Consider the following 12,989-nt stretch of genomic DNA (forward strand, 5'->3'; position numbering starts at 1 on the left):
CGTGGCCGCCGTACCTGAACCGGTCAAGAATCTCGCCGCTCTCTCAGGATTCGTTAACCCCCCGGGGGGTTGTGCTACGTTCTCGCGCAGACATCCCCCCGGGGGGTTAGAGACGAAGCAGAAGGAGACGCCGCCGTGGCGCAGTTGACGGAGACGCCGCCGTCCATCAAGACCGGACCTGGCCCGCTGGGCCGGCTCGGCATCTGGGTGACCGAGCACCGCAAGCTCGTGACGATCGTGTGGGTCGCGATCGTCATCGGCCTGGGCATCTTCGCCCCGGCCGTGGAGAAGAACCTCTCCGGCGCCGGCTGGCAGGCCGACGGCTCCGAGTCGGTCGCCGTGCGCGAGCTCGCCGAGGAGCACTTCGGCGGCAACGCCAGCCACGCGATCCAGGTCGTCGTGCACAGCACCGACGGCTCGCTGGAGTCCGAGGAGGGCCAGGAGGTGCTCGGCGAGGTCGTCGACATCCTCGAGGCCGAGCCGCGGCTCGCCGAGGTGTTGCAGCCGATGCCCGGCGTGAGCCTGTCCCAGGACGGCTCGACCGCCGTGGTCCTCGCCGGCGCCGGCGTGGACACCAACGAGATGGTCAAGGTCGCCACCGACCTCAAGGAGGAGCTCCAGGAGCTCTCCACCGACGCCGTCCAGGTGAACCCGACCGGCTCCTCGCTGCTCTGGTCGGACTTCAACGAGGCCAACCTCGAGGCGATGATGACCTCGGAGATGTACTCCTGGCCGGTCACCATGGCGATCCTGGTGCTCGCCTTCGGTGCGCTCGTCGCCGCGGGCCTCCCGCTGCTGCTGACGCTGGCCGGACTGGTCGCCTCCGCCGGCTCGCTGGTGCTGCTCAACGAGTTCATGCCCGTCTCCATCTGGGCGATGAACTTCGCGATGATGTTCTCCCTCGCCCTGGGCATCGACTACGCGCTGTTCCTCGTGGTCCGCTACCGCGCCGCCCGCGAGGGCCACAACAAGACCGCCCGTCAGGCCGTCGCCGAGACGATGGACACCGCCGGCAAGGCCGTGCTCCTCTCCGGCGCCACCGTGCTGATCTCGCTCTCCGCCGTGATGCTGGTCCCCTCGCCGTCGTTCCGGTCGATGGCCGGCGGCATCATGATCTCGGTGGTCTTCATCCTGGCCGCGACACTGACGTTGCTGCCGCTGGTGCTGTTCAAGCTCGACCACAAGATCAACAAGTTCGCGCTGCCCTGGGTGCACACCGGCGAGCACCGCTCGCCGAGGTTCCAGAAGTGGGGCGAGCACCTGTGGCGCCACCCGCTGGCCTGGGGCGTGGGCTCCGTCGTCGTCCTGGTCGCGCTCGCCGCGCCGATCCTGGGCCTGAAGACCGCGATGCCCTCGATCAAGGTGCTGCCCGAGGACGCCAGCGCCCGGGTCGGCTACGACCTGGTCCAGGACGCGTTCGGTGACGGCGCCCCCGGCATGCTCCAGGTCGTCGCCGACAGCGAGGACGCCGAGGCCACCTCGGCCGCCCTGGCCGCCGACGCCGGCATCGCCGGCGTGATGCCCGCCGTGCCCGCCGCCGACGACAGCGACCTGGTCCTGATCCAGGCCTCGCCGACCGTCGACCCCTCCGACGAGGAGCTCTTCGACATCGTCGACCGGCTCCGCGCCGACCTGCCCGACTCCGCCCAGGTGGGTGGCGCCGCGGTCGAGAACATCGACCTGAAGAACCAGCTCGACGAGTCCACCCCGATCGTGATCGCCGTGGTCCTCGCGCTCGGCTTCCTGCTGCTCCTCTTCGCGCTGCAAGCCCCGCTGATCTCGCTGCTGGGCACCCTGGCCAGTCTGCTCTCCACGGGCGCCGCGTTCGGTGTCGCCAAGCTCGTCTTCCAGGACGGCCACGGCTCGAGCCTGCTGGGCTTCGAGCACCAGGGCTTCCTGGACGCCTGGGCGCCGGTCTTCTTCTTCGCGATGATCTTCGCGATCGCGATGGACTACACCGTGTTCCTGCTGGCCTCGGCCAAGGAGCACTGGGAGCGCTCGGGTGACGCCAAGGAGGCCATGGTCGGCTCGCTGGCCCACTCCGGCCGAGTGATCTTCGCCGCCGGCGGCGTGATGGTGGCGGTCTTCTTCACCTTCGCGCTCTCCGGCCCGCTGCCGCCCAAGGAGATGGGCGTCATCCTCGGTGTCGCCGTCCTGCTGGACGCCTTCCTGGTCCGCCTGGTGCTGCTGCCGGTGATGCTCCGGATGGCCGGCAAGGCCGCCTGGGCCACCCCGGCCTGGCTGAAGCGGATCCTGCCCACCATCACCTTCGCCCACGACTGAGCCGGACGAGAGGAGCACAGACGATGAGTGCGATGAACATCGACCGCGCGGTCTTCTTCATGGCCGGCACGCTGGCCCTGGTCGGCGCCCTGCTCGCGGCGACGGTCTCCCCGTGGTGGCTGCTGCTGGTCGCCTTCGTCGGCGCCAACCAGCTGCAGGCGAGCATCACCGGGCTCTGCCCGGCCGCGTCGATCCTGCGCCGGGCCGGCATGCGCTCAGGGTGTGCCTTCGAGGCGCGCCGCTGACGCACCGGCGAACCAGACCCGACGGCCCGGCCTCCCTCCCGGAGGCCGGGCCGTCGGCGTCCCCGGGGGCCTCGACGCGGCTAGGTTCGTCGCCATGCACCTCACCGACGGCGACCAGATCCGCAACCTCCTCGGTCGCTACTGCCACCTGGTCGACGCGGGCGACTTCGCGGGCGTCGGTGAGCTGCTCGCCCGCGCCACGCTGTGCGGCGAGCACGGCACGCCCCTGGCCCGGGGCAGCGCCGAGATCGCAGCGTTCTACGAACGACTCGTCCTCCGGTACGACGGCAGGCCGGGCACCCAGCACGCGGTGGCCAACACGGTCCTCGAACCCGCGGGCGACGGCGCCCGGGCCACCTCGACGTACGTGGTGCTGCAGGCGGTCGAGGGCCTCCCCCTGCAGCCGATCATCACCGGCACCTACCGGGACACGTTCGCGCGGGACGAGACCGGCTGGCACTTCACCGAGCGCCGCTTCGCCGCCGGCCTTTCCGGCCGCCTGGACCGGCACATGGCCGGCCGGGCCGGCGGCTCCTAGACGGCGCGCACCGGCACGCTGGCGTAGCCGGCGACGTTGCTCATCGACACCCGCCGCAGGCCCTCCCGGTCCACGTCGTAGCGCGGGACCAGGTCGAGCAGGAGCTCGAGCGCGATCCGGCTCTCCATCCGGGCCAGCGCGGCCCCGAGGCAGGAGTGCACGCCGTAGCCGAAGCCGATGTTGGGGCGACCGGTGACGGGTCGGTCGATGTCGAACCGGTCCGGGTCGGCGAAGGCGCGCTCGTCGCGGTTGGCCGAGCCGACCAGCAGCATCACCGCCGACCCCTCGGGGATCGTGACGCCGTGCAGGCGGACCTCGCGCATGCTGCGGCGCACGTTGTACTGCGCGGGCGCGTCGAAGCGGAGCGCCTCCTCGACCGCGGCCGGGATCCGGGAGCGGTCCTCGCGCAGCGCGGCCCACTGGTCGGGATGGTCGGCCAGGGCGACGAGCGCGCCGCCGACCAACTTGGTCACGGTCTCCGCGCCCGCGCCGCCGAGCAGGCTGAGGAAGCTGGTGATCTCCAGGTCGTCCAGGCGTGTCGACGCGCCGTCCTCGTCGCGCGCCACCTCGGCCTCGACCAGCGCGGTGATCATGTCCGGCTGCGGATCCGATCGCCGCCGCCCGATCAGGTCGAGGAAGTAGGCGCCCATCTCCGCCGTCGCCCGCTCGCCGGCCGGCCCCATCTCCTCCTCGCCGGGCTCGCGGTGGAGCGCGGCGTCCAGCCAGTGCCGGATCTGCTGCCGCTCCCCCTCCGGGATGCCGAGCATCCGGCTGATGATCTCGACCGGGAAGAGCGCGGCGAAGTCGGCGACCCCGTCGAAGCCGGCCGGGTCGCACTCGGCGAGGAACCCGCCGATCGTCTCCCGGGCCATGGGCTCGAGGGCCGCGATCGCGCGCGGGGTGAAGACCTTGTTGACCAGCGCCCGCATCCGACGGTGCTCGGGCGGGTCCATCATGATCATCATCGGCAGTCCGCGCCACCTGCCCGAGTGCACGGAGGCCACGTCGACGCCGTAGGCGGAGGAGTAGGTCGCGAAGTCCTTCTGGGCGGGCGCGACGTCGTCGTACCGGCTCAGCGCGTAGAAGTCGCGCTCGGCGTTGTAGTAGACCGGCGCCTCGTCGCGCAGCCGCCGGTAGGCCGGATAGGGGTCGGCGAAGTACTCCTCCGAGAACGGGTCGAACAGCGCGCCCACCGGGTCAGGCCTCCGCCGGCAGGCCGAGGCCCGGACCGAGACGCTCACGGGCGAGCCGCGCCAGCGGGACGTCGACGCCGAGCTGATCGGCCATCTCGATCGCGAAGCCGAGGTCCTTCTCGGCCAGGCCGCGCAGGTGGCCGAAGACGCCGGTCCAGAAGTCGTCCGGGGCCAGGGACGCGGTGGTGTCGCGGTACATGATCGCGCCAGGGCCGCCGGTGATCGCATCGGTGTGGCGGACCACCTCGCCGAGCGCGACCAGGTCGAGGCCCGCAGCCTCCGCGAGGCGCTGTGCCTCGGTCGCTGCGCAGAACGACGCGTAGTGCATCAGGTTGCGGGCCAGCTTGAACCGGGTGCCCGCGCCGATCGGTCCGGCGTGGACGACCTTGCCGGCCATCGCGTCCAGCACCGGCCGGACCGACGCGAACGCCTCGTCGGTGCCGCCGACCATGATCGCCAGACGACCGTCGGCGGCGCCCATGGAGCCGCCGGAGACCGGGGCGTCGACCACACGGACGCCGTACGGCGCGGCGAGGGCCTCGAGCTCGGCCGGGGTGCCGGGAGCGACCGTGGAGTGGATCACGAAGGTGAGCGGCCGCTCGCGGGGCACCTCCAGCACCTCCGCCAGCACGCTGCGCACCTGCGCGTCGGTGTTCACCTGCACGCAGAGCACGTCCGCGGTGGCCAGCTCCGCCAGGCCGCCGGCCGGCTTGGCACCCGCCGCGACCACCTCGGCGACGCGATCCGGGGCGAGATCGAAGACCTCGAGGTCGAGCCCGGCCTCACCCTGACGCGCCGCCAGGCAGCGGGCCATCGGCCCGCCGATGTCGCCGAGCCCGACGAAGCCCACCCGCGTGCTGTCCGCCACCGTCTCACCCTCCACCGCGCCTCAGCCGGTGGTGCGACGTCGCACCGCCGGATCCTCGGTTCTTCCAGCCGGTCACTGGACACCTGTCCAAACGTAGGCGCCAGGTCGCCCGAGGACAACAGGAAAAGAGAACTTGTTCTACCTTCCGGCCGATCACCGGAACGACCACTGGAACAGGTTCTACTCCCGGGTCTACTGTCCGGACATGGACCTCGAAGCGATCGAGTCGATCAAGCGCCTCAAGCACCGGTACTTCCGCACCCTCGACCTCAAGCAGTGGGACGAGTTCGCCGACTGCCTCGCCGAGGACGTCCGGGCCCGCTACGGAACCATGGCGATGGGCGAGCCGCTGCACTTCGACAGCCGCGCCGGCGTCGTGGACTGGATGCGCGAGCAGCTGTCCGGCGGCACGATCACCGTGCACGTCGCCCAGCACCCGGAGGTCGACGTGGACGGCGACCGGGCGAGCGCCTCCTGGGCGTTCGAGGACACCGTCATCGTGCCCGACTTCAAGGTGGTCATCCGCGGCGCGGGCTACTACTCCGACGAGTACCGCCGCGACGCCGACGGCTCCTGGCGGATCGCTGCCACGAAGTACGAGCGCATCTACGAGGCGATCACCTCGCTCGACGACACCCCCAGCTTCCGCCTGCTCGCCAACCGCTGGGACTCCTCGCTGGCCCACCACGGCGGCTGAGCGCCGGGCCTCCTCAGGCCCGGGCGTCGGGCACGGCGGACCGGGACGGGTCGGCGTCGGGGAAGAACCGGCGGGCCCAGAGGCTGACGTAGACGAGACCGACCAGCACCGGCACCTCGATCAGCGGTCCGACCACGCCGGCCAGCGCCTGGCCGGAGGCGACCCCGAAGACCCCGATCGCCACCGCGATGGCGAGCTCGAAGTTGTTCCCCGCGGCGGTGAACGAGACGGCGGTCGCGCGCCGGTAGTCGAAGCCGAGCGCCCGGGTGAGCACCATCGAGCCACCCCACATCAGCACGAAGTAGGCCAGCAGCGGCAGCGCGATCCGGGCCACGTCGAGCGGCTGGTTCGTGATCGCGTCGCCCTGCAGCGCGAACATCACCACGATGGTGAACAGCAGCCCGTAGAGCGCCACCGGACCGATCCGCGGCAGGAAGGTGGTCTCGTACCACTCCCGCCCCCTGGCCCGCTCCCCCAGCGTCCGGGTCAGGTAGCCGGCCACCAGCGGGATGCCGAGGAAGATCAGCACGGACCTCGCGATGTCCCACATCGAGACCTCCAGCGCGGCCTGGTCCAGGCCCAGCCACCCCGGCAGGACCTGGAGGTAGAAGTACCCGAGCAGGGCGAAGGCGAGGATCTGGAAGATCGCGTTGAGCGCGACCAGGATCGCCGCGGCCTCGCGGTCACCGCAGGCCAGGTCGTTCCAGATGAGGACCATGGCGATGCACCGCGCCAGACCGACGATGATCAGGCCGGTGCGGTACTCGGGCAGGTCCGGGAGCAGGAGCCAGGCCAGCGTGAACATCAGCGCCGGGCCGAGGACCCAGTTGAGCGCGATCGAGGTGACCAGGAGGCGCCGGTCGCCCGTCACGTGGCCGAGCTCGTCGTACCGGACCTTGGCCAGCACGGGGTACATCATCACCAGCAGCCCGATGGCGATCGGCAGCGAGACCGAGCCGATCTCGACCGCGGCCAGGGCGTCGTCGAGGCCGGTGACCCACCGGCCGAGCAGCAGGCCGGCCAGCATCGCCACGCCGATCCACACCGGCAGGAACCGGTCGAGCGTCGAGAGCCGCCCCATCACCGCCGCGTCGGCGGCCGGCGCCATCGACCGGCGGTCAGCCACGCGGCGCCCCCGCGACCTCGGCGGCCGGCGCGAAGAGCCCAGCGAGCGCCGCCATCGCCTCCGGGCGCGCCCGGTAGTAGACCCAGGTCCCCCGCTTCTCCCGGTCCAGCAGGCCGTTCTCGTGCAGGACCTTCAGGTGGTGGCTGATGGTCGGCTGCGACAGGTCGAACGCCGGCGTCAGGTCGCACACACATGCCTCCTGGCCCTCGTGGGAGAGCACCAGGGAGAGGAGGCGCAGGCGGGCGGGGTCGGCGATCGCCTTGAGCATCGGCACCACGGCGACCGCCCGCTCCGCGCTGATCGGCTCCCCGGCCAGCGGGACGCAGCAGGCGACCGGGTCGTCCGCGAGCGGCAGCGCGACGGGGGCGGCATCCGACTTAGACATACGTCAATATTGCCCGCGGTCGATACCCCCGGCAACCCGCCGGGCCGTCGGCTCGCCCGTCACGCGCGCTTCAGGGTCGACCCCGCTGCGCCCCGTGGTGGGCGTAGCCGTCGGCGTCCGTGGTGAACTCGGCGCCGCTGTAGCGACGCAGCACCCGCTCGACCTTGCGGACCAGGCGGCGATCGGCCGCGTCGCGGAGCACCGGGATCCGGCCGGCGACGGCGTACGGGACGACCCGGGTCGCCAGGTAGAGGCCCGCTGCCACCGCCCGGGCGCGGTCCGCGCGGGTGACCGGCACGCCCATGGCCGCGGCGCGGTCCTCGTCGCCGTCGAGGTAGGCGTTGAGCAGGAAGAGCGTCGACATGCTCCGCTCGAACGGCGTGCGGAAGGAGTTGAGCCGGGACTTCTCACGCTCGATGTCCGCGCTCATCGTGGCCCGCACGAGGCGACCGCAGGTGTCGTCGTCGAAGTCCCGGCGCAGGGTGGCGTGTCGGGTGGCCAAGGCGTCCACGATCACTGGGGGCTCGGTCGGCAGCAGGTCCTCGGGAAGGCCCAGCAGGAAGCAGCGATAGCGCGCGAACTCGACCCGCGCGCGCTCGTCGGCGGTGAAGGCGGTGCGTCCCCGCCTGACCGCGCGCAGAGCCAGGAAGAACGCGCTGGTGAAGCCCGCGGGCATCTGGTCCGACTGCGGGATCGGCACCCCGTAGACCGAGCTGTCCCACTGCGCGCGCTGCATGATGTTGAAGCGCACCATCGAGTGCATCAGCCGGACCATCGCCGCGGAGGCGAAGGCCGCCCCGCCACGGTCCAGCGCACCGGGCAGCACCGAGGAGATGAAGAACGCAGCGGTCTCGTTGGCCCGCTTGCCGGCGGTCTTCTCCGAGAGTCCGCCGGTGATCGCCATCGGCAGCGCGGCGTACGTGTTCATGAAGGTGCCGAGCAGTGCCCCCCGGATCACGTAGGGCAAGAGGTGCGCGGCGAGGTTGCGCTCGAGCGCCGCGCCACGCGCGACCAGCTCCAGGTCGATCCAGTCGGGCACCCGCTCCATGTCGGCGAGGAAGGCGGCCAGCTCGGGCGGCGCGCCCTCGACCGCGTCGACCCCGCGCTCGCACGCCACCACCAGCATCTCGACCAGTCGCTGGAACCCGTGCTCCGGCATCAGCGAGGCGTAGGCGTCCCCGACCCGGTCCCCCAGCATCGTGTAGCCGGCGATCCGCTCGACGAGCTCGGCGTTGGCGAGCAGCCGCGGCCGCTGGTCCTCCATGTCGGGTCGCATCTGCGCCGGCACGTCCAGGTCGGTGGTGAACCGGTACGGCATCGAGGAGAAGTCGATCGACCCGTAGATGAGCGGTAGATCCACCTTCTGCGACGCGGCCGCGGACCGGAGGTCGGGGGTGTCGGCGACGGTCATGCGGCCTGCCTCTCGCGGGTGCGACCACTGAGCCGAACGTAAGCGATTGCTCGCGTCTCAGCAAGGACCTCGCCGCGCCGAGCCAGGGCTGAACAACGGACCGGGCACCGGGCCGAACGCAGGCGGCACGCCAGCCCACATCGAGGGGGCGTCAGGCAGGCGCCGCCGGGGATCTACCCGCGAGCGCCGGTCGGCTCCTCGGCCTCGACCTCGTCGAAGACGGCGACGACGCCCCGCAGGTAGCGCTCGACGACCGCGCGCTCCGCGTCCGTGAAGGACCGGTCCAACCGGTCGAGGGCGACGAACATCGGCAACAGCTGCGAGAGCACCTCCTCGCGCCCGTCGGGGGTGATCTCGACCTCGGTACGGCGCCGATCCCGCTCGTGCGGCCGGCGCCGGACGTGGGCTCGCTGTGCGAGGCGGTCGACCAACGCGGTCGCCGCGGCCGTGCTGACGTCCAGGATCCGGGCCAGCTCCGCCGGACCGAGGGGGCGACTCATGAGGTGCTCGAGCGCCACGAGGTCACTGGTCGTGAGCCGGGCCCGCCGAGCGATGACGTGGCGCAGCCGGCCGCCCCGCTCGATCGCCGCCCGCAGCGCCTGGAGGCTTCCGTCCTGCGCCCAACCCTCGACGAAGGAAGTCCCGGGGCCTGTCATTTGCTCACCCACCTAGTTGCTAGATTGCTTAACCAATCTAGCCCATCGAAGGAGCATCGGTGCCCCTTACCTCCCGCATCACCGGCCGCCGCGCAGCGTGGGCCTACTCCGTCGTCCCGATCCTCCTGGCGCTCGCCGTCATCGGGGGGATCGGTCAGGCCGAGCACCAGGCGCAGCCGACCGACTGGCTCCCCGACGACGCCGACAGCACCGCGGCCGCACTGCTCCTCGACGAGCTGCCGGAGGCCGACACGACCGCCGCCCTGGTCCTGTGGACCGCCGACGCCGGCGAGCTCACCGACGACCAGATCGCCGCGTTGCGCCGTCAGGCACCCGACGGCCAGCTGGTGCCCGCGCCCGACGGCACCGCTGCGATGACCGTGGTCACCCTCGACCAGGGGGACGCCGACACGGTCGGCGAGCAGGTCGGCGCTCTGCGCCAACAGCTCGACGGGGACGCGCCCGCCGGCGTGACGGCCCAGGTGACCGGGCCGGCCGGCATCCAGGCCGACCTCGGCGCGGTCTTCGACGGCGCCGACCTGCGACTGCTGCTGGCCACGATGATCATCGTCGCGGTGCTGCTGGTGATCACCTATCGCAGCCCCGTGCTCTGGCTGGTCCCGCTGGTCGTGGTGGCCATCGCGGACCAGACCGCCGTCGTCGCCGCCACCCGGACGCTGGAGGCCGTCGGGCTCCCCTGGGACGGGACGACCACCGGCATCCTCTCGGTGCTCGTCTTCGGCGCGGCCACCGACTACGCACTGCTGCTGATCTCGCGCTACCGCGACGAGCTGCGCTCGACCGAGTCGCGGCACCAGGCCATGGCCCACGCCCTGCGCCGGACCGCCGAGGCGGTCCTCGGGAGCGCGATCACGGTCTTCCTCGCGGTGCTCACGCTCCTCCTCTCGCTCACGCCCGCGACCCGTGGCCTCGGGTTGGCCTGCGCGGTCGGCATCGTGATCGCCGCCGCCTTCGCGCTCGTCGTGCTGCCGGCGACGCTCGTGCTCTTCGGCCGCTGGATCTTCTGGCCGATGGTGCCCCGCCCCGGCGACCTCCCCGCCGCCCAGCGCACGTCGATCTTCCACCGCACCGGTCGCATGGTCGCCCGGCGCCCCGCCGGCGTCGTCGCCGTCACCCTCGCACTGCTCGCCGTCCTCGCCAGCGGCATGCTCGGCGTGCGCGTCGGCCTCGACCAGGCCGACCAGTTCCTGGACGAGCCCGAGGCGATCACCGCGGCGCAGCGTCTGGCCGAGTCCTTCCCGGCCGGGACCGTCGAGCCGACGACGGTGGTCACGCGAGCGCCCGCGGCGGAGGTCCTGGCCACGATCCAGGGGACCGAGGGCGTCGAGTCGGCCCGGGTCGCCCTGCAGTCGGACGGGATCAGCGAGATCGAGGTGATCCTCACCGGGGAGCCGGGGTCCGAAGCGACCTCGGCCACCATCGACGACCTGCGCGGGGAGCTCGCCGGGACCGCGGCCACCCATGTCGGCGGCGCCGAGGCCGAAGGCATCGACGACCGCGCCGCGGCACAGCGCGACCTCAAGGTCATCGTCCCGCTGATCCTGACGATGGTGCTCGTCGGGCTCGTCGTGCTGCTCAGATCGCTCGTCGGACCGGTGCTGCTGGTGCTCTCCGTGGTGGCCACCTACGGCGCCGCGATGGGGGCGTCCTGGTGGCTGTTCACCGGGGTGCTCGGCTTCGCGGCACTCGACACCCTCGTGCCGCTGTTCGCGTTCCTCTTCCTGGTGGCGCTCGGCGTCGACTACAACATCTTCCTCGTCACCCGGGCGCGCGAGGAGGCGGCCGAGCACGGCCCGCGCGAGGGCATGCTGCGCGCGCTCACCGTGACCGGTGGGGTGATCACCAGCGCCGGCATCCTGCTGGCCGCGGTGTTCGCCGTCCTGGGCGTCCTGCCGCTCGTGGCGCTGGCACAGCTCGGCACCATCATCTGCCTCGGCGTACTGCTCGACACCCTCGTCGTGAGGACCCTCCTCGTCCCGGCGATCGGGGTGCTGCTCGGCGAGCGGTTCTGGTGGCCGCGTCGGGTCGGCGACCGTTCCGAGCACCAGGACGCTGCCGCTCTCGTGTCGTGACCGGCGGCGGGCGGGTCGGCGCGGACGACCGTCAGTCGGCCGCGCCGACCTGACCCGCGACCCAGTCCCCCATCCGCCGCACCGCGGCGGGGTCGGCGCGGGTCCCCGGGCGCACGTGGGTGGGCCGTTCCCGGCGGTCGTGCCACAGCCCGCCCCCGGGGAGCGGGGGCTCCTGGGCCGCCAGCCACACCGTGGTCTCGGCGCCCGCGTCGGCGTCGCGGAGGAACGGACCCACCAGTCGGCTGAAGGTCGGCAGCGACTCGGCCAGGCCGGGCGTGTCGACCCATCCCGGATGCGTGGCGTAGACCTCCACACCGGCCGCGCGCCAACGGTCCTGGAGCACCGGCAGCAGCTCCACCTGGGCCCGCTTGCTGCGGGCGTAGGCGGTGGTCCCCGAGTACTCCCCGGCCCGGTACTCCGGGTCGTCGTCGCGCAGCCGCTGGGCATACATGCCGCCCGAGGTGACCAGCACGACCCGGGCGCCGCGACCGGCCATCAGCGGCAGCAGGAGATCGGTCATCAGCACGGGGCCCAGCACGTGCAGCGCCATGGTGAGCTCGTGCCCCTGGGGCGACTCCGTGCGCGTGGCCGGCAGCGCACCGGCGTTGTGCACGAGCACGTCGAGCCGCGGGATCTCGGCGACGAGCCGGGCTCCGAGGCGTCGTACGTCGTCGAGGTCGGCGACGTCGCAGCGGTGGACCTGCACGACACCGCCGGGGACCCGGTCGAGGAGCTCGGCACGCACCCGCTCCGCCTTGTCCGTGCTGCGCACCACGAGGTGCACCGTCGCGCCGAGGCGGAGCAGGCCGAGTGCGGTGGCGAGGCCGAGGCCGGAGGTCGCCCCGGTCACGGCGGCGTGCTGACCGGCGAGCGCGCCGGCGGGCGGGTCGGCCGGCCAGGCCGACAACCGGCGCCGCACCGCCGGGCCGATCCGGGAGAACCCGAGTGCCACGGACCGGTCGAGCGCGGTGTCCGCGGCCCGGCCCAGGGCGTCCGTGACGCCCCGCCGTTCGGGGCTCATCCGGTCGCCCTCGCGTCCAGCACCCGGCGGAGCTGGGCGGCGGTGTCGTCACCCAGCCGCTTGAGGAACGGGCCCAGCAGCGGGCCGACGACGCGGGCCAGGCCGGCGAACTCGAACTCGGCGCGGTAGTCCACCACGCTGCCCGCGGCGGACCGGGCGACGGTCACCGTGTCGGTGCTGGTCACCGTGCTGTTGCGACCGACCACGACGAAGGTGAGGTGGTCCGCGTCGACCCGCTCCACGACGTAGTCGAGCTCGGTCTCGCGCCCCAGGAACCGGGACACGTTGCGGTACCGGGTGCCGACCCCGCCGTCCCCGCTGACCCGTTCGCAGCTGACCGTGCCGGAGTCCCACTCCTCCGCGCGCGAGAAGTCGAGGAGGTAGGCGAACACGTCCTCGGCCCCCCATCTCGTCGGTACGCGTCGTCGGACCACCTGCGTCATGACTCACCAATCCTCAACACTCTGTCTAGG

At 72.3% G+C, this 12,989-nt stretch carries 13 protein-coding genes; 5 read left to right on the forward strand and 8 right to left on the reverse strand.

The genetic code is table 11. The features are described 5' to 3' along the window. Positions 1-135 precede the first annotated feature (135 nt). The 3 genes from E8D34_RS14355 to E8D34_RS14365 all read left to right on the forward strand — a co-directional run bounded on the left by E8D34_RS14355 (position 136) and on the right by E8D34_RS14365 (position 3,066). Positions 136-2,283, forward strand: coding sequence for an MMPL family transporter (locus E8D34_RS14355; protein ID WP_136595329.1), 2,148 nt, complete (start codon positions 136-138; stop codon positions 2,281-2,283). 23 nt (positions 2,284-2,306) lie between these two features. Continuing rightward, entirely contained in the window at positions 2,307-2,528 is a 222-nt protein-coding gene (locus E8D34_RS14360; protein ID WP_240771361.1) for a DUF2892 domain-containing protein, read from the forward strand. A gap of 94 nt (positions 2,529-2,622) precedes the next feature. Beyond that, on the forward strand, positions 2,623-3,066 hold the full coding sequence (locus E8D34_RS14365; protein WP_136595330.1) for a nuclear transport factor 2 family protein: 444 nt from the start codon (positions 2,623-2,625) through the stop codon (positions 3,064-3,066). Here E8D34_RS14365 and E8D34_RS14370 read toward each other — a convergent pair. Both E8D34_RS14370 and E8D34_RS14375 read right to left on the reverse strand, forming a co-directional pair. Then, positions 3,063-4,259 (reverse strand): cytochrome P450, encoded by a 1,197-nt coding sequence (locus tag E8D34_RS14370; RefSeq protein ID WP_136595331.1) that lies wholly within the window; start codon positions 4,257-4,259, stop codon positions 3,063-3,065. The genes E8D34_RS14365 and E8D34_RS14370 overlap by 4 nt on opposite strands. A 4-nt stretch (positions 4,260-4,263) precedes the next feature. Beyond that, the gene (locus E8D34_RS14375) at positions 4,264-5,127 is read right to left on the reverse strand and encodes an NAD(P)-dependent oxidoreductase (RefSeq protein WP_136595332.1); all 864 of its coding nucleotides are present in this window, start codon (positions 5,125-5,127) and stop codon (positions 4,264-4,266) included. 205 nt (positions 5,128-5,332) lie between these two features. On the opposite strand from E8D34_RS14375, the gene E8D34_RS14380 reads away from it, so the two are divergent. Next, complete coding sequence (locus tag E8D34_RS14380; protein ID WP_136595333.1) at positions 5,333-5,824, forward strand: nuclear transport factor 2 family protein; 492 nt, start codon at positions 5,333-5,335, stop codon at positions 5,822-5,824. 13 nt (positions 5,825-5,837) lie between these two features. Here E8D34_RS14380 and arsB read toward each other — a convergent pair whose 3' ends face one another. The 4 genes from arsB to E8D34_RS14400 all read right to left on the reverse strand — a co-directional run bounded on the left by arsB (position 5,838) and on the right by E8D34_RS14400 (position 9,402). Continuing rightward, a complete protein-coding gene (gene arsB / locus E8D34_RS14385) occupies positions 5,838-6,932 on the reverse strand; it encodes an ACR3 family arsenite efflux transporter (protein ID WP_136595392.1) in 1,095 nt (364 codons plus the stop codon). Between the two features lie 10 nt (positions 6,933-6,942). Then, a complete protein-coding gene (locus E8D34_RS14390; RefSeq protein WP_136595334.1) occupies positions 6,943-7,335 on the reverse strand; it encodes a metalloregulator ArsR/SmtB family transcription factor in 393 nt (130 codons plus the stop codon). A 70-nt stretch (positions 7,336-7,405) separates the two neighbouring features. Beyond that, entirely contained in the window at positions 7,406-8,746 is a 1,341-nt protein-coding gene (locus tag E8D34_RS14395; protein WP_136595335.1) for an oxygenase MpaB family protein, read from the reverse strand. A 173-nt stretch (positions 8,747-8,919) separates the two neighbouring features. Beyond that, positions 8,920-9,402, reverse strand: a complete 483-nt coding sequence (locus E8D34_RS14400; RefSeq protein ID WP_136595336.1) for a MarR family transcriptional regulator — start codon at positions 9,400-9,402, stop codon at positions 8,920-8,922. 59 nt (positions 9,403-9,461) lie between these two features. Between E8D34_RS14400 and E8D34_RS14405 the strand changes: the two genes are divergently transcribed. Next, positions 9,462-11,495: an MMPL family transporter gene (locus E8D34_RS14405; RefSeq protein ID WP_136595337.1), complete on the forward strand. Its 2,034-nt coding sequence runs from the start codon at positions 9,462-9,464 to the stop codon at positions 11,493-11,495. A 31-nt stretch (positions 11,496-11,526) separates the two neighbouring features. Here E8D34_RS14405 and E8D34_RS14410 read toward each other — a convergent pair whose 3' ends face one another. Beyond that, the gene (locus tag E8D34_RS14410) at positions 11,527-12,516 is read right to left on the reverse strand and encodes an SDR family NAD(P)-dependent oxidoreductase (protein WP_136595338.1); all 990 of its coding nucleotides are present in this window, start codon (positions 12,514-12,516) and stop codon (positions 11,527-11,529) included. Then, entirely contained in the window at positions 12,513-12,959 is a 447-nt protein-coding gene (locus E8D34_RS14415; protein WP_136595339.1) for an SRPBCC family protein, read from the reverse strand. Before E8D34_RS14415 ends, E8D34_RS14410 begins: the two co-directional genes overlap by 4 nt. Positions 12,960-12,989 lie beyond the last annotated feature (30 nt).

It is taken from the genome of Nocardioides sp. GY 10113, assembly GCF_004919105.1.
GTDB lineage: Bacteria > Actinomycetota > Actinomycetes > Propionibacteriales > Nocardioidaceae > Nocardioides.